General features: G+C 67.5%; 15 protein-coding genes. 8 read left to right on the top strand and 7 right to left on the bottom strand.

The window, feature by feature from the left end; genetic code table 11:
- Positions 1–61 precede the first annotated feature (61 nt).
- Positions 62–2,008 (bottom strand): DEAD/DEAH box helicase, encoded by a 1,947-nt coding sequence (locus ACYKG1_RS06695; RefSeq protein WP_100471727.1) that lies wholly within the window; start codon positions 2,006–2,008, stop codon positions 62–64.
- A gap of 264 nt (positions 2,009–2,272) precedes the next feature.
- On the opposite strand from ACYKG1_RS06695, the gene ACYKG1_RS06690 reads away from it, so the two are divergent.
- On the top strand, positions 2,273–2,494 hold the full coding sequence (locus tag ACYKG1_RS06690) for an RNA-binding S4 domain-containing protein (RefSeq protein ID WP_014036469.1): 222 nt from the start codon (positions 2,273–2,275) through the stop codon (positions 2,492–2,494).
- 11 nt (positions 2,495–2,505) lie between these two features.
- Here ACYKG1_RS06690 and ubiM read toward each other — a convergent pair whose 3' ends face one another.
- From ubiM to ACYKG1_RS06670, 4 genes are all read right to left on the bottom strand, one after another.
- Complete coding sequence (gene ubiM, locus ACYKG1_RS06685) at positions 2,506–3,684, bottom strand: 5-demethoxyubiquinol-8 5-hydroxylase UbiM (protein ID WP_478472200.1); 1,179 nt, start codon at positions 3,682–3,684, stop codon at positions 2,506–2,508.
- Positions 3,685–3,764: 80 nt separating this feature from the next.
- Positions 3,765–4,154 carry an MAPEG family protein gene (locus ACYKG1_RS06680; protein ID WP_100471725.1) on the bottom strand — a complete coding sequence of 130 codons (390 nt, stop codon included), beginning with the start codon at positions 4,152–4,154 and terminating at the stop codon, positions 3,765–3,767.
- Positions 4,155–4,165: 11 nt separating this feature from the next.
- The gene (locus ACYKG1_RS06675; protein ID WP_100471724.1) at positions 4,166–4,711 is read right to left on the bottom strand and encodes a DUF4019 domain-containing protein; all 546 of its coding nucleotides are present in this window, start codon (positions 4,709–4,711) and stop codon (positions 4,166–4,168) included.
- A gap of 58 nt (positions 4,712–4,769) precedes the next feature.
- Positions 4,770–5,933 carry a COG3904 family protein gene (locus ACYKG1_RS06670; RefSeq protein WP_478472198.1) on the bottom strand — a complete coding sequence of 388 codons (1,164 nt, stop codon included), beginning with the start codon at positions 5,931–5,933 and terminating at the stop codon, positions 4,770–4,772.
- A 434-nt stretch (positions 5,934–6,367) separates the two neighbouring features.
- Here ACYKG1_RS06670 and ACYKG1_RS06665 point away from each other — a divergent pair, with 434 nt between their 5' ends.
- From ACYKG1_RS06665 to ACYKG1_RS06655, 3 genes are all read left to right on the top strand, one after another.
- Positions 6,368–7,846: a DNA-3-methyladenine glycosylase 2 family protein gene (locus tag ACYKG1_RS06665; RefSeq protein WP_478472197.1), complete on the top strand. Its 1,479-nt coding sequence runs from the start codon at positions 6,368–6,370 to the stop codon at positions 7,844–7,846.
- Complete coding sequence (locus tag ACYKG1_RS06660) at positions 7,843–8,334, top strand: methylated-DNA--[protein]-cysteine S-methyltransferase (protein WP_100471721.1); 492 nt, start codon at positions 7,843–7,845, stop codon at positions 8,332–8,334. Before ACYKG1_RS06665 ends, ACYKG1_RS06660 begins: the two co-directional genes overlap by 4 nt.
- Before the next feature lie 262 nt (positions 8,335–8,596).
- Positions 8,597–9,847 carry an alkaline phosphatase family protein gene (locus ACYKG1_RS06655; RefSeq protein WP_478472195.1) on the top strand — a complete coding sequence of 417 codons (1,251 nt, stop codon included), beginning with the start codon at positions 8,597–8,599 and terminating at the stop codon, positions 9,845–9,847.
- Positions 9,848–9,946: 99 nt separating this feature from the next.
- On the opposite strand, the gene ACYKG1_RS06650 is transcribed toward ACYKG1_RS06655, so the two are convergent.
- Together ACYKG1_RS06650 and ACYKG1_RS06645 are read right to left on the bottom strand one after the other, a co-directional pair.
- Positions 9,947–10,126 (bottom strand): 30S ribosomal protein THX, encoded by a 180-nt coding sequence (locus ACYKG1_RS06650; protein WP_100471719.1) that lies wholly within the window; start codon positions 10,124–10,126, stop codon positions 9,947–9,949.
- A 110-nt stretch (positions 10,127–10,236) separates the two neighbouring features.
- Complete coding sequence (locus tag ACYKG1_RS06645; RefSeq protein ID WP_008264835.1) at positions 10,237–10,650, bottom strand: MerC domain-containing protein; 414 nt, start codon at positions 10,648–10,650, stop codon at positions 10,237–10,239.
- 135 nt (positions 10,651–10,785) lie between these two features.
- Between ACYKG1_RS06645 and ACYKG1_RS06640 the strand changes: the two genes are divergently transcribed.
- The 4 genes from ACYKG1_RS06640 to ACYKG1_RS06625 all read left to right on the top strand — a co-directional run bounded on the left by ACYKG1_RS06640 (position 10,786) and on the right by ACYKG1_RS06625 (position 16,645).
- Positions 10,786–12,996: a TonB-dependent receptor gene (locus ACYKG1_RS06640; RefSeq protein ID WP_262226444.1), complete on the top strand. Its 2,211-nt coding sequence runs from the start codon at positions 10,786–10,788 to the stop codon at positions 12,994–12,996.
- A 246-nt stretch (positions 12,997–13,242) separates the two neighbouring features.
- Positions 13,243–13,809 carry a TetR/AcrR family transcriptional regulator gene (locus ACYKG1_RS06635; protein ID WP_100471717.1) on the top strand — a complete coding sequence of 189 codons (567 nt, stop codon included), beginning with the start codon at positions 13,243–13,245 and terminating at the stop codon, positions 13,807–13,809.
- Complete coding sequence (locus tag ACYKG1_RS06630; RefSeq protein ID WP_262226443.1) at positions 13,809–15,482, top strand: MFS transporter; 1,674 nt, start codon at positions 13,809–13,811, stop codon at positions 15,480–15,482. Before ACYKG1_RS06635 ends, ACYKG1_RS06630 begins: the two co-directional genes overlap by 1 nt.
- 8 nt (positions 15,483–15,490) lie before the next feature.
- Positions 15,491–16,645 carry an HlyD family secretion protein gene (locus ACYKG1_RS06625; RefSeq protein WP_262226442.1) on the top strand — a complete coding sequence of 385 codons (1,155 nt, stop codon included), beginning with the start codon at positions 15,491–15,493 and terminating at the stop codon, positions 16,643–16,645.
- The last annotated feature ends 9 nt before the right edge of the window (positions 16,646–16,654 follow it).

The raw sequence follows: 16,654 nt of genomic DNA, 5'->3' as shown, positions 1-16,654 counted from the left end.
GGCCTGCCATATACGACTTAATCCCCTCCGTCCCCTTTTTCTGGACGGCTGCGGGTGCGGATCAGTAGCTGCGCGGGCCGCGCGGCTTGAAGCCATCGCGACGCGGCGGGCGGCTGTCGCGGTCACCGCCGCGGTCGCCACCGTGGCCACCCGGACCGCCCGGACCACCACGACGCGGGCCACCCGGGCCGCCCGGACCACGCTTGTCGAAGCGCGGCTTGAACGGACGCGGGGCCGGGTTGGTGTCTTCACCCGGGGCCAGCGCACGCATCTGCAGCTGCTGGCCCGACACCCAGACCTTCTGCAGGTGCGACAGCACGTCCGGCGGCATCTGTGCCGGCAGGTCCAGCAGCGAGAAGTCATCGTGGATGTCGATGCGGCCGATGAAGCGGCTTTCCAGGCCGGCTTCGTTGGCGATGGCGCCGACGATGTTGGCCGGCTTCACGCCGTGCTGGTGGCCAACCGAAATGCGGTAGGTCTCCATGCCCTGCTCCGGAGCACCACGCGGCGGAACCTCGCGGCGCGGACGCTGCTCGAAACCACCTTCGGCGTCATCGCGGCGCGGGCCACGCTCGAAGCGCGGACCACGCTCGTTGCGGTCGAAGCGATCGCCACGTTCCGGGCGGTCACCACGGTCGAAGCGTTCGCGCGGTGCGCGCTCTTCACGCGGGGCACGCACCGGCGGCTGCAGCAGGAACGGGGTGTCACCCTGCAGCATCTTCGCCAGCGCGGCAGCCACTTCAATGGCCGGCACGTTCTGCTCGCTCTCGAAACGCTCCAGCAGCTGGCGGTAGAAATCCAGGCCGCCAGCGCCAAGGGTTTCGCTGATGCGCGAGGTGAACTTGTTGATGCGGGTGTCGTTGACCGCTTCCACGCTCGGCAGCTGCATCTCTTCGATCGGCTGGCGGGTGGCGCGCTCGATCTGGCGCAGCATGCCCTTCTCGCGCGGGGTGGCGAACAGGATCGCCTCGCCGCTGCGGCCGGCACGGCCGGTACGGCCGATGCGGTGCACGTAGCTTTCGGTGTCGTACGGGATGTCGTAGTTCAGCACGTGGCTGATGCGCTCCACGTCCAGGCCCCGGGCGGCCACGTCGGTGGCAACCAGGATGTCCAGCTTGCCTTCCTTCAGCATGGCGATGGTGCGCTCACGCTGGGCCTGCTGCATGTCACCGTTGATGGCGGCAGCGGCCAGGCCACGGGCCTGCAGCTTGCTGGCCAGTTCTTCGGTGCCGGCCTTGGTGCGCGCGAAGATGATCATCGCGTCGAACGGCTCGACTTCCAGGATGCGGGTCAGCGCGTCCAGCTTGTGCATGCCGCTCACCCACCAATAGCGCTGGCGGATGTTGGCCGAGGTGGTGGTCTTGGCCGCGATGGTCACTTCCACCGGGTCCTGCAGGTAGGTCTGCGCGATGCGGCGGATCTGCGGCGGCATGGTGGCCGAGAACAGGGCTACCTGGCGCTGCTCCGGCAGCTTCTTCAGCACGGCTTCGACGTCGTCGATGAAGCCCATGCGCAGCATTTCATCGGCTTCGTCCAGCACCAGCGTCTTCAGCTCGGACAGGTCCAGGGTGCTGCGGTCCAGGTGATCGATCACGCGGCCGGGAGTACCGACCACGATGTGCACGCCACGGCGCAGCGCCGACAGCTGCTGGCCGTAGGGCTGGCCACCGTACACCGGCAGCACGCGGAAGCCCGGGATCTTCGACGAATAGGACTGGAACGCCTCGGCGACCTGGATGGCCAGTTCGCGGGTCGGCGCCAGGATCAGGGCCTGGGGCTTGATCTGCTGCAGGTCGATGTTGGACAGTACCGGCAGCGCAAACGCAGCGGTCTTGCCGGTACCGGTCTGCGCCTGGCCCAGCACGTCGCGGCCTTCCAGCATCGCCGGGATGGTGGCGGCCTGGATCGGCGACGGAGTTTCGTAGCCAATGGCGGTGACCGCCTGCATCACGGGCTCGGACAGGCCGAGCTGCGCAAACTGCAGCGGCGCTTGGGAATCTTGGGACATGGGGAACTCCGAAGGCACTGCCGTCTTCCTGGCAGTGCGATAAAAAAGGGATGGTCCGCGCTTTGGGCGCCCTTCTTATCGCGTGCCCTGGCGCTGCTCGGTCGGAGGAGATTTCACTCGCTCAGAGCGGAATGATACCGCATTGATCCTGAACAACGCATACAGCTTTCCGTGCGCGTGCCGTCCTGCCCCGTGCTGGCGCACAATACGCGCCCTCTTTCCGGTCCGGCCGCTGGCCTGCCCTCTTCCCAGGAACCCCGCTCCATGCAGATTCTCGAATTCGACCTCGACGGTGACTACGTCGAACTCAAGCAGCTGCTCAAGCTGGCCGACCTGGTCACCAGTGGCGGCGAGGCCAAGATGGTCATCAGCGAGGGGCAGGTGCGGGTCGACGGCGAAGTCGAACTGCGCAAGGCCTGCAAGATCCGCGCAGGCCAGGTGGTCGAATTCGCCGACAGCCAGATCCGCGTGCTGGCTGCCGGCTGATCTGAAGCTGTTCAGGCCACGCGCTGGGTCAGGTGCGAGGCAATCAGCTGCCTGAACGGTGCCACGCCCTGCGCCAGGCGCAGGCCGGCCGCGCGCAGCAGGCGCGCCGGGCGGCGGTCGTCGGTATACAGGGTGGCGATCGCATTGGTGGCTTCGTACAACGGACGCGATGCCAGCCGATGACCGCGCTGGTAGTTGGCCAGCATGCCGGCGGCGGCAATGTCGGCGCCACGGCGCTGTTGCGCGACGATGCCCTGCGCCAGCCGCTGTGCGCTGGCCAGACCCAGGTTGAAGCCATGCGCCGTGACCGGATGCATGCCCACCGCGGCATCGCCGATCAGCGCCGAACGCTCGCCGACGAAACGATGCGCGAACACCCCCACCAGCGGATACGCCTGCGGCGTGGCCACCGGCTGCATCCGGCCCAGGCGGTGCTCGAAGCAGGCACTGATGGCTTCACCGAAGGCCACCTCGTCCATCGCCAGCAGTTCTTCGATCTGCCGCGGCGGCAGCGTGATCACCGCCGATGCCTGGCCCTCGTTGAGCGGCAGCAGCGCCATCGTGCGGCCGTAGCCGAACCACTCCCACGCGGTGTGATGATGGTCGCGCTCGACCTGCATGCGGCACACCAGCATCGACTTGCCGAAGTCGCGCATCTGCGCACCGATGCCGAGCATGCGGCGGGTGGCGGAGAAGCGGCTGTCGGCAGCCACCAGCAGCCGCGCGTGCAGTTGGCTGCCGTCATCGAGCTTGACCACGTGGCCCTGCGCATCGGCCTGCACGCCCAGCACCTTGCGCCCGTCGAACAGTTCCAGGCCGTCCTGGCCCTGCACGGCATCCCAGGCAGCGCGGCGGATCAGATGATTGGGCACCAGCCAACCCAGTGGCTGGCCATCGACCTGGCTGCTGGCGAAGGTCAGCGCGAATGGCGAGCCGCCGTTCATCACCTTGGCATCGCGCAGCTCAGCGACTTCTGCCTGCGGCAGGCGCTGCCACAACCCCAGCTGTTCCATGCTCTGCCGCGAGGCATGGGTCAGCGCGATCTCGCGGCCATCGAAGGCGGCCTCGGCCAGGGCCTGGCGCGGCTGAACTTCGACCAGCCCGACCTGCAACCCGCTGCCGGCCAGCGCGCGCGCGAAGCACAGGCCTGCCGGTCCGGCGCCGACCACCACCACGTCCATCCTGCGCATGCGCGCCTCCTGCCGTTGATTCAGTCCGGGCCAGCATAGCGCCACGCACCTGACCGGCCTTGATCTGGATCAGGCCCGGATCACAACAACGCGAACACCAGCGCCAGGATCGACAGCAGCGACACCAGCCATACCAGGCTGCGCACATAGGGCACGCCTGCGGCATACAGTGGCAGATAGGCCACGCGCGCCCAGAAGTAGGCCTGCGCGGCCAGCGCTGTGGTGTCGTTGCTGCGCCCGGCCACGACCACTGCGATGGCGGCGGCGGCGAAGAACGGGAAGGTTTCCAGGAAGTTGGACTGGGCCCGCTGCAGGCGACCGGCCAGTGGACTGAGCGGCTTGGCCTCGCCATCACGCGCCGAGGCATTCCACTTCATCCCGCGCTCGCGGGTGACCACGGTGGAGGTGGCGAAGATATAGGCGAAGCCCAGCAGCACCGACCAGGCCAGCATCGTCAGTTCAGTTGCCATCGTTCTTCTCCTCAGGGGGCCGACGCACGCAGGCTGTAACCGGCCAGGCGCCACACCTGGTCCTCGTCGAAACGGAACGAAACCAGCTCGCGTACCGGTTGTGCACTGTTGGCGAAGCGGGTCGGGAAGCTGACGTTGATGTACAGCCCTTCCGGCACTGCGGCACCGGCGCTGTACTTGACCCGGGTGATGGTTGGTTGGCCACGCCCGGCAAGTGCCCCCAGGCGCGTGCGCTCGGTGGCCAGCTGACTGACGAAGGCCGCCTTCGGTACCGCACGGCGCGCGACGGCCGAAGCGCCATCCCACAATTCGCCGGCGCGGTTGGCATCGACCAGCTGCGCTGCCTTCATTGCGGCCGCGCCCATTTCCGCATCCTGCTTCTGCACCTGGGCCTGCTGTGCAGCGGTCAACGCGGGGGTACCGGCGGTAGCGGGCTTCGCGGCCGCCGGCGAGGCGGGGGCCGGGCGTGCCGGGGCCGGTGCAGGCGTGGCCGGGGCAGGTGCCTGCGCCAATGCGGTTACGGGCAGCAGGGACAGCAGCAGGAGCACGCGCTTCATGGACACCGCCGGTTCTCGGGAAAGAACCGCAGTCTACGCCAGCGCCGTGAGCCGTTCGTCAGCGCGCGTTGGGGCTGCTTTCCACCGCTGCGGCATCGGCCTGCGCAGAAGGCGTGCCGGTGTCTGCCGGCGCCTGCTCGGCCACCGGCGGCGGCTCGGACGGAGCCGGTGGCAGCGTCGCCACATCGATCTCCGACAGCGGGCTTTCTTCCGGGCACACCGCATCCGGGAAACCGTAGCGCTGCTTCAGGGCCTGGCCGCAGCTGTTGATCGCTTCCATATCGGCGCCTTCGCGCTTGCACTGCTGGTCGAAAGCGATCAGGAAAGCGTCCTTGCGCTGCACGAAATCATCACCGCAGGCACGCATCTGCTTGATCCGTTCCAGATCGTCCTGCACCGCGTTGGTGCCATCCAGGCCGTACTGGCGCAACTCTTCCGGAGTCAGCAGGCGCAGGCTGCGGTTCGGCACGGTCATCATCAGATCGGCCACGCCCACCGCCACGCCATTGCGCTGCAGGTAGTCCTTCACGTTGTCGTAGACCTCGTGCAGCTCGCGGTTGAGCTCGGCGCGCGAAGTGGCCTTGGAGCTGATGCGCATCATGCGGTGGATGCCGACCTTGCCCGACAGCAGTCGATTGTCACCTGCGGCCAGCACGAACACGCAGGCGCTGTGGCAGATCGCGCCCTCGCGCACCCAGATGGTCCAGCCCGATTCACCGATGCTGTCACCGGCAACGATCGCCGATTCCACCTGGCCACCGCTGGAATCCAGATCGAGGATGCGCTTGTGGATCTTCTGTTCATCGGCGACCACCGCCAGCCGCCACATCATTTCGGCGAAGCCCGGGTTGATCTTGCCGGCGTAACGCACGCGCATCAGGCCACGCTCGGCGCACGGTGCCAGGGCCTGGCTGATCTGCTCGCGCTGCAGGCCTTCCAGCTCGACACCGTCGCCGGCATCGCCCGCATATTCCGTGCTGCAGCTGATCCACGCACGACCATTTTCCAGCTGCGCCTGCGGCCATGGCCGATCCGCCCGGCTGCGCGGCGGTGCCGGCGGCGGTGGCGCGTCGGCGGCATTGATTGAGACCATGTTCTCGCCATCACTGGCCGGCGCCCGCGCCGCCTTGTCGGCAGCGGTCACATTGCCCGGATTCTCCAGCTGACTGCAGCCCGCCAGGGCCAGGCACAACAGGGGCAACCAGCGGAATTTGGCGGACATCGGGCAACCGGGATTGAAGGGAGCAAGGCCCACAGTCTACCCGTCCAGGCCGCGCATTCAGCGCGTGGCACTGAACCCCTTCTGACCCTTGGGGAAGCGTGTCGACCAAGGTCGACACCCACCAGCGCCAAAGCGTGCCGACCAACGGTCGGCACCCACCAACTGCAGCGACCAACTGTCAGAGGTGGGGCGATGGGGGCTGGCAGGACCGTTGGCGCCATGGATGGCGCCATCGAGCCCCCATGGACGGGTTTACGGCGTGTCCTGCCAGCCCACACCGCCCCGCCATCCCACGGACTGCCAGCTTTTGATTGAGACGTTGACGGTGACGTTGACGTTGCGGGTGCAGGGCTGCAAGCCCTGCCAGTACCCTCTCCAGCATCCATGTCCGAATGTGGCGAGTATTGCCACCCGCACCCGCCTAGACTGGCGCCATGGACACCGCCCTCGCCCTCGACACCGCCGCCTGTGACCGCGCCCGCCTGGCCCGCGACGCACGCTTCGACGGCGTGTTCTTCACCGCCGTGCGCAGCACTGGCATCTATTGCCGTCCGGTGTGCCCGGCGCCGCCACCCAAGCCGCGCAACATCACCTACTACCCGACCGCCGCCGCTGCTGCCGCCGCCGGCTATCGCCCGTGCCTGCGCTGCCGCCCGGAACTGGCACCACAGGCGCAACAGGCACTGGCCGGGCAGACCGTCCAGCGCGCCCTGGCCCTGATCCACGGCGGCTTCCTGCAGGAGCAGCCGGTAGCCGCTCTTGCAACGAAGCTTGGTCTCAGTGCGCGCCAGCTGCAGCGTCTGTTCGTCGAGCACCTGGGTGCGACGCCCGGGCAGATCCATGCCACCCATCGCCTGCTGCTGGCCAAGCAGCTGCTGACTGAAACCACGCTGGCGGTGACCGACGTCGCGCTGGCCGCCGGCTACAACAGCCTGCGCCGTTTCAATACCGCGTTCCTGCAGGGCTGCGGCATGGCGCCCACCGCACTGCGCCGCCAGCATCAACCGCTGGCCGCCGACGATGGCGGCCTGGTGCTGCGCCTGGGCTACCGGCCACCGCTGGACTTCCCGCGCATGCTGGCTTTCCTGCGCAAGCGCAGCCTGCCCGGCATCGAACTGATCGGCGAGGACAGCTACCAGCGCGTGCTCGGTACGCCGGAGCGCCCCACCCTGCTGCGCGTCACTGCGGACCCGAAGCGACCGGAGCTTCGCCTGCAGCTGGGCGCGGTGGATCCGCGCCTGATCCCGGACATCGTGCGCCGCGTGCGTCGCGTATTCGATCTGGATGCCGACCTGCAGCAGGTCCACGCCGCGCTGCATGAAGAACCATTGCTCGCGCGTGGCATCGCCGAGCGCCCGGGGCTGCGCGTGCCCGGTGGCTGGGATGGCTTCGAGGTCGGCGTGCGCGCCGTGCTCGGCCAGCAGGTCACTGTTGCCGCAGCCACCACCTTCGCGCGGCGGCTGGTCGATGCCTATGGCGCGCACCTGCCGGGCATGCCGTCCGACTTCGATCGCCAGTTCCCGGCACCCGAGGTATTGGCCGAGGCGCCCCTGGAATCGATCGGCCTGCCGCGCAGCCGCGCCGCCACCGTGCGTGCATTGGCCACCGCCTGCGCCAACGGCCAGCTCGACTTCGGGCCCGGCCAGGCGCTGGAAGAATTTGTTGCCCGCTGCGTTGCACTGCCCGGCATCGGCCCATGGACCGCGCAGTACATCGCCCTGCGCGGACTCGGCCAGCCCGACGCCTTCCCGGCCGGCGATCTTGTGCTGCAGCAAGTCCTCGGCCACGCGCAGGGCCAGCGCCTGAGCGAACGTGCAACCGAAGCGCGCTCGCAACCGTGGCGCCCGTGGCGCGCCTATGCCGTGCTGCACCTGTGGCACCTGTCCGGCACTTTCGTTGGAGAACCGACATGACCCTGTTGTTCGATCGTTTCGACAGCCCGATCGGCGTATTGACCATCGCCGGTGACGAGCATGGTCTTTCGCATGTGCTGTTCCCCGAGAACCGCCACCCCGCGCGCGGGCGCGATGGCTGGCACTACGCACCGGATGCATTGCCGCAGGCGCGCGAACAGCTGCTGCAGTTCCTGCACGGTGAGCGCAGCCACTTTGAATTGGAGCTGGCACCCCGTGGCACGCCATTCCAGCTGCGCGTCTGGCAGGCGCTGGCGCTGATTCCGTTCGGCCAGACCTGGAGCTACCTGCAGCTGGCCCAGCACCTGGGGCAACCCAGTGCAACCCGCGCGGTAGGTGCAGCCAACGGCCGCAATCCGTTGCCGATCATCCTGCCCTGCCATCGCGTGATCGGCAGCAACGGCGCGCTGACCGGCTTCGGTGGCGGCCTGGAAACCAAGGCTGCGCTGCTGCGGCTGGAACAACGCCAGGCCCCGCTGTTCGCCTGAGAGGGCCGGCCGGGCGGCGCCCGGCACCCGCAGAGGCAACAGCAACGACAACAGCCGAAACAACAGCACCATTCCGTGGGATGGCGTGGTGGGTCCACGCCATGCGTGGATGGAAGCATCAGGAACATGTCCGGGGAAAAGCCCCTTCTTGATGAAGGGCGCGCGCGGACAGGCGCGGGGATCAGGAAAAACGCGCGGACACGCTGCGCCCTTCGGCGCAAAGTGTCTCGGCTTGGTCATTGCAGCGGATTATCATAAGCAGATGACTTCCGTACGCCTGACCTGCGCGCTGGCGCTGCTGCTGCCATTGGCTGCCTGCACCACTGCGCCCGCCCCTACCGCCTCCGTTCCCACGTCCGTCGCTGCGGCTGCACCACCGAAGTTGCTGCTGATCTCCATCGACGGCCTGCGCGCCGATGCGCTGGACCGTGGGCTGACCCCGAACCTGCAGCGGATGATCGACGGTGGCGTGCGCGCCCGCTGGATGACGCCGTCCTATCCTTCCCTGACCTTCCCCAACCACTACACGATCGTGACCGGCCTGCGTCCGGACCACCACGGCATCGTCAATAACAGCATGGACGACGCCGCCCTCGGCCGGTTCGAACTGAGCAACCGTGAGGCGGTGACCGACAGCCGCTGGTGGGGCGGCGAACCCATCTGGGTCGGCGCGGAAAACGCGGGGGTGCGCACCGCCACTACGTCGTGGCCGGGCAGCGAATCGGAAATCCGCGGCGTGCGCCCGAGCCAGTGGCGCGTTTACGACGGCAAGGAACCGCTGGAACAACGCGCGGGCATCGTGCTGGACTGGCTTGCACAGACCGACGCCGACGCCCCCCGCCTGACCACGCTGTACATGGAACACGTGGACAAGGCCGGCCACAACTACGGCCCCGAATCGAAGCAGTATGCCGACGCCATCGTGCGCGCCGACCAGATCGTCGGCCAGGTGCTAGATGGACTGCAGCAGCGCGGCCAGGCCGCCACCACCAACGTGATCGTGGTCTCCGACCATGGCATGGCCAGCGTCCCGGTCGGCCAGGTGATCTCCACCGAATCGATGGTTGCCCCGGCCATCGCGCGCACTGTCAGCCAAGGCCAGTCGGTGGGCTTCGCGCCAGTGCCCGGTCGTGAGGCGGAGGCTGAACGTGCCCTGCTGGGTCGTCACGCGCACTACGAGTGCTGGAAGAAAGAGAATCTGCCGCCGCGCCTGCACTACGGCACCCACCCGCGCATTCCCGCCATTGTCTGCATGATGGATGAAGGCTGGGATGCCCTGCACCAGGAAAAGATCGCCAAGCGCGAGCACCAGGATCGTGGCTCGCATGGCTACGACAACGTGTTGCCTTCCATGCGCGCGGTGTTCGTGGCCAGCGGCCCGTCGTTCCGCCAGGGCCTGGTGATCGACGGCTTCGACAATGTCGACGTCTACCCGCTGCTGGCCCACCTGCTGCAGGTGCCGGCCGCGCCGAACGACGGCAATGCGGAGACGCTGAAGAAGACGCTGCGCTGATCCGTTTGTAGAGCCGGGCCCACGCTCGGCTCGCCGAACAGGCATAAAAAAACGCGGCGCCAGGCGCCGCGTTTTCTTTGGACCGGTCGGTCAGCCCGATCAGGCCTTGGCGACGGTCTTCTTCGCCACAGCCTTCTTCGCCGGAGCCTTGGCCACGGTCTTCTTGGCAACCGGGGCGGCGGCGCCTACGGCGACCTTGCTCACGGTGTGCGAACGGGCGTTGCCGTAGCTGGCGTTGTAGCGCTTGCCCTTGGCGGTCTTGCGGTCACCCTTACCCATGTCTTCAACTCCTCAAGTGTGAAATCTGGTTACCCCGTACTGACACGGGTTCGGCGGGGCCGCCTTGCTGGGCGCCCCCGCGCACGATCAGAAATCCTATCACGGCGCACCTAGTGCGCGCAGCTGGCGTCGTGCACGTGGCCGTGGTTGAGGCGCAGGTTGACCAGATGGGCAACGCCCACCAGCAGGCCGCCGATGGTCATCACCACCGCATGGGGCACCGCGTTGTGATGCAGCGGGTCGTACAGCACACCGGCCCACAACGCGACCAGGCCGGGGATCAGGAAGCCCAGCGCGCGCAGCGCACCGTGACGGCGGTAGCCCCAGACCAGGCTGAACAGCCCAAGCAGGGTCACGAACACCACCAGCGCCTGTTCCACGCCATCGCTCAGCCAGAACGACAGCCCCAGCGACGGCGCCGCCGCCAGCAGCACGGGGATCACCGCGCAATGCACGGCGCACAGCATCGAACCAGTGGCACCGAAACGGTCGAGCAGGTGGCGCAGGCGTGAGGACAGGGACATGACTTCCAGCAGGGTCGGCGAATCGTTATGGAATAATATAACATCCCTCTCCGACCCGCACGGTTTCCCTCCCCCTGTCCCATCGACGGGATTCGTGCGCCCCGTGATTGATACATTGTAACAAAGGACCCGTCCATGCCCGCCCACACCCCACGGCTCAAGCCGCATTCCCTGGCACTGGCCCTGGCCACCCTGCTGCCGTCCGTCGCCCTTGCAGCCGGCCAGGACACCTCCCATCGTGACCGCCACCTGACCGAGCTGTCGTCGGTGCAGGTCACCGCGTCGCCGCTGCAGGGCGATGCCGAATCGCTGGCGCGCCCGGTGGACGTGCTGGCCGGTGAGCGCCTGGACGAGCAGAAGGCCGGCACCCTCGGCGATACCGTGGCCAAGCTGCCCGGCGTGCAGAGCACCTTCTTCGGCCCCGGCGTCGGCCGCCCGATCATCCGCGGCCAGGAAGGCCCGCGCGTGGCCGTGCTGTCCAACGGCATGGGCAACATGGACGCCTCCACGGTCAGTGCCGACCACGCCACCAGCATCGAGCCGTTCCTGGCCGACCAGATCGAAGTGCTGAAGGGTCCGGCCACGCTGCTGTTCGGCAGCGGCGCCATTGGTGGTGCGGTCAACGTGGTCGATGGCCGCATCGCGCGCGAGCTGCCGGAGCGCCCACTCAGCGGCCGCGCCGAGCTGCGCGGCAATTCGGTGAACAATGAGCGCAGCGGCATGTTCCGCCTCGACGGCGTCAGTGGCAATGTCGTGCTGCATGTGGATGGCCTGGTCCGCAACGGCGACGACTACCGCATTCCCGGGTACGCGGTGATCGACAGCCTTGAAGATCATCATGAGCACGATCACGACCATGATCACGATGCGGCAGAGGGCGAAGAACCGCGCCGGGGCCGTCTGGACAACAGCTCGATCCGCACCCGCGCCGGCGGCGTCGGCGCAACGTGGCTGGGCGAAGGCGGCTACTTCGGTGTGTCGGCCAGCACCTACCGCACCAACTACGGCATTCCCAATGGTGCACACGTGCACGCCGACGGTGATGATCATGGCCATGACCACGATCACGACCATGGCGATGAAGAGGAAGGCGGCGACGAGCATGACGTGCGCATCGACATGGTGCAGAACCGCTTCGAGACCAAGGCCGGCATCTACAACCCGGTCTCGTTCCTGAAGAACATCAACGCACGCGTGGCCTACACCGACTATGAGCACGTGGAGCTGGAGGCCGGCACGCCGTCCACCCGCTTCACCAACCGCGGCATCGAAGCGCGCCTGGAAGCCGTGCAGCAGCAGATCGGCGGCTGGGACGGTGCCTTCGGCCTGCAGTTCGGCAACAGCGATTTCGGTGCCAAGGGCGAAGAGGCGTTCGTACCGGATACCGGCACGAAGAACATCGGCCTGTTCGTGCTGCAGGAAAAGCAGTTCGGTCCCTTCAAGCTGGAACTCGGCGGCCGCCACGACCAGGTAAAGCTGGACCCGACCGGCGACTACCGCCGCCGCACGTTCGGCGCCACCAATCTGTCTGCCGCCGGTATCTGGAAGCTCAACGATGCCGTTGACCTGCGCATCGGCGTGGACAGCTCCGAGCGTGCACCGACCAACGAAGAGCTGTACGCCGCTGGCGCGCACATCGCCACCCGCTCGTTGGAAATCGGCGACACCAACCTGAAGACCGAGCGCGGCCAGCGCGTGGAACTGGGTATCCACACCCACAGCGAGCGCCTGGACTTCTCCGCGTCGATCTACCAGACCAAGTTCAAGGACTTCATCTACCTCGCCGACACCGGCGTCACCGAGGGCCTGCCGGTCCGCGCCTGGACCCAGCAGGACGCGGTGTTCCGCGGTGCCGAGGCTGAAGCACTGGTGCACCTGTTCGAGGGTGGCGCCGGTGACTGGGATCTGCGCCTGTTCGGCGACTACGTGAAGGCCAAGCTGGATGGCAGCGGCAGCCGCAACCTGGACATTGCCGTGCCGCATGGCGACCACAACCACAACTACACGGTGGAGCTGGCCAACACCGGCTACCTGCCGCGCATCGCTCCAGCCCGTGTCGGTGCCGACCTGCGCTGGTCGAAGGATGGCTGGCGCGCCTCGGTCGGTGCGGTGCGTTACAGCCGCCAGAAGGATGTCGCCCAGAACGAAGCCCCGAGCGATGGCTACACCCTGGTCGACGCGCATCTGGCCTACCGCTGGGATCGCAACGCGAGCAACAGCTACGAGGTGTTCCTGGATGGCAGCAACCTGACCAACCGCGAAGTGCGTCCGCATACCTCGCTGCTGCGCGACTACTCGCCGCTGCCGGGCCGTGGTGTCGCATTCGGCATCCGCGCGTTCTTCTGATCGCTCACGGCAGGGTCGGATCCCTTTCCCACTGGAAAGGGCCCGGCCCCTCCTGCATCCACGCAGGACGTGGGTCTACCTGCCACTCCTTCCACACGTACCCAGCAGCGGGGGCCTTCGGGCCCCCGTTTTCATTTCAACCGATGCCATCACACACCCATCACAAAGATGTGCGTACGACAACAACCGGACAATCCCGTCACCCGATGTCTCGCCAAACGGACACTTTTGTCCGAAAATAATTCCATGACTGCCCAACGTGCCGATGCCGCTGCCCGCCGTGCCCTCATCCTCGACGCCGCCGACCATGTGTTCGGCCAACATGGCGTCACCGCCCCGCTGGACCTGGTGGTCGAACGCGCCCAGGTGGGCCGCGCCACCCTGTACCGCAACTTCCCCGACCGCACCGCGCTGATCCAGGCGCTGCTGCAACGCACGGTCGACCGCATCCGGCGCCAGGTTGAACAGCTCGGCGACCGCGACGATGCCCTGTTCGAAGTTTTCGAGGGCATGGCCCAGCGCATCATCGATTCACCGGCGCTGGCCGATTACTGGCGCGCCGTCGATTCGGATGTGCCAGCCATGCGTACCGCGCGCGAAACCGTGCGCGACCTGCTGGAAGTGCCGATCGCCCGCGCCAAAGCGGCAGGCCTGTGCCGGGCTGATCTGGAAAAGACGGATATTTCACTGATCTCGGGCATGCTGGGCGCGGCCCTGCGCGGCAAGACCCGCGACGAGCGTGCCCAGTTGGCCGGGCGTGCCCTGCAGCTGCTGCGCGGGGGTCTCCAGGGAGCAACCAGCGAGGCCCGCTGATGGTCCAGCCGTATCTGAAGCCGGTTCCGGATTGGGAGGAGCACGAGAAGCCGACCATGCCCGGTTCGGCATCGATGCCCTGGCACCCACCGCACCGTCGGTTGGCGTATGCCCTGGTGTCGCTGCTGGTGGCGATCACCGGCGGCCTCGGCAACGCGCTGGTCACCGCCAACCTGCCGTTCCTGCAGGGCCAGCTGGCCCTGACCCCGACCCAGGGCAGCTGGCTGGTGGCCGCGTATGCGATGGTGAATGTCACCGCCAACCTGCTGGCCTTCAAGTTCCGCCAGCAATACGGCATCCGCCTGTTCGCCGAGATCGGCCTGGGCCTGTACGCGGCGCTGGCGGTGCTGCACCTGTTCGTCGGCAGCTTCGAGACCACGATGCTGACCCGTGCTGCCAGCGGCTTTGCTGGCGCGGCCTGTTCAACGCTGGGCACGCTGTACATGCTGCAGGCGCTGCCACGCCGGTTCACCGGCAACCTGCTGGTGGTGGGCGTGGGCCTCTCGCAGCTGGCGGTGCCGATCGCCTGGATCGTCTCGCCGACGCTGGTCGATACCGGCCAGTGGCACCAGCTGTATTCGTTCGAAGCCGGCCTCGCCCTGTGCGCGTTCGCAGCGGTGGTGGTGCTGAAGCTGCCGCCGGGCATCCAGGTGAAGGCCTTCGAGCCGCTGGACTTCCTCACCTTCGCCCTGCTCGCGCCGGCCGTCGCGCTGCTGGTGATCGTGCTGGCGCAGGGCTACACGCGCTGGTGGCTCAACACACCGTGGCTGGGCTGGGCGCTGGTCACCTCGATCGCGCTGTCCACCACCGCTTTCATCATCGAACACTACCGGCGCAATCCGCTGTTGCAGATCCGCTGGCTGTCGAAGCTGCCGGTGCTGCACTTCATCGTCGGCGCGTTCCTGATCCGCTTCCTGACCACCGAGCAGTCCTACGGCGTGGTCAACCTGATGCGCACGTTGGGCATGGGACCGGACCAGATGCGCCCGCTGTTCGTGGTGATCCTGGCCGGGGTGATCGTCGGCATCGCCGGTGCCTCGCTGACCTTCGGTCCGAAACGGCTGATCGCGCAGCTGTTGATGGCGATCCTGCTGCTGGGCGCCGCCGCATTCTTCGACCAGCACCGCACCAGCTTGGACCGGCCGCATGACTTCTACGTCAGCCAGTTCCTGGCCTCGGTCGGTGCGGGCATGTTCATGGGCCCGTTGATCATGCTCGGCATTTCCGCCGCGCTGAAGCAGGGCGTGGATCACATGATCACCTTCCTGGTGACGCTGTCGATCACGCAGACGCTGGGCGGCCTGGCCGGCTCGGCGGTGCTGGGCACCTTCCAGCTGCATCGCGAGCAGTTGTACTCCAGCGCATTGACCAGCCAGCTCGACCCGGCCGACCCGGTGGTGGCACAACGCCTGCGTATCCAGCAGCAGCTTTACAGTGCACAGATCACCGACCCGGTGCTGCGCAGCGCGCAGGGCAGCGCGCAGCTGGCGCAGACCGCGCGCCGCGAAGCCAACGTGCGCGGCTTCAATGATGTGTTCACCCTGAGCGGCTGGCTGGCGATCGGCTTCCTGTGCTGGTTGCTGCTGCTTTCGCTGCGCACCGCTGTGCTCAAGCAATGGCGCAAGCGCCATCCCACCCTTCCCTCCGCGGCCACGCCGGCCGCGTCCCGTTGAGTCCCCCCATGCCTCCCGTCCCGCCCCGCTCCGACGACGCCGACAACGTTTCCCCGCCGCCTCCGACCGACGCGGCCCCCACGCCAACGCCGGTAGAACCCGCGGTCGCGCCGAAGTACCTCAAGCCCAGCGCACGCAGCGTGGTGGTGATGGTGGTGGTGGCCTTGCTGGGCATCGCGCTGATCCTGCGCGCCTGGCACCTGTGGCCGTTCACCAGCACCGTAATGGTGACCGACAACGCCTATGTGCGCGGGCAGATCACGGTGATGGCACCACAGGTGAACGGCTACGTCACCGAAGTGCTGGTGAAGGACTTCCAGCATGTGAAGCAGGGCGAGCCGCTGCTGCGCATCGATGACCGCATCTATGCCCAGCGCGTGGCCCAGGCGCAGGCGACGCTGGACAGCGCACGCGCGGCACTGGCCAACTCGGACCAGTCGCAGGCGCAGAACCGCGCACAGATCGCCTCCGCGCAGGCCACGCTGTCGGCCGGCCAGGCCGAGCTGCAGCGCTCACGCAACGAGGCCAAGCGCTACGAGGAGCTGGCCGCGCAGCAGCTGGTGTCGATCAATGATCGCGACAAGTTCCGCACCACCCAGGCATCGGCACAGGCCAGCGTGCAGCAGTCGCAGGCGCAGATCCGCATCGCCGAGGAAACGCTGGTGTCGACCCGGGTCGCGCGCAAGAGCCTGGAGGCGCAGGTCGAAAGCGCGCAGGCACAGCTGGAACTGGCGCGCATCGACCTGGCCAACACGGTGATCCACGCACCGCGCGACGGCCAGATCAGCGAAGCCAGCGTGCGCGTGGGCCAGTACGTCGCCGCCGGTTCGCAGCTGCTGTTCCTGGTGCCTGACGCGCTGTGGGTGGTGGCCAACTACAAGGAAGGCCAGACCTGGGGCATGGCGATCGGCCAGCCGGCCACGTTCTCGGTGGACGCGTTCCAGGGCGAGGTGCTGCGGGGCCGCGTGGAAGAGATCGCACCGGCCACCGGGTCGGAGTTCAGCGTACTGCGCCCGGACAATGCCAGCGGCAACTTCACCAAGGTGGTGCAGCGGCTACCGGTGCGGATCTCGATTGATCCCGGCCAGAAACTGGCGGCAAGGCTACGGCCGGGCATGTCGGTGATCGCGCGCGTGGATACTGCGACCAAGCCGATGGATTAGGGTGCACGC

Source organism: Stenotrophomonas sp. 85239_Sma (assembly GCF_056481725.1).
This window is presented reverse-complemented; position numbering and strand designations above follow the sequence as displayed.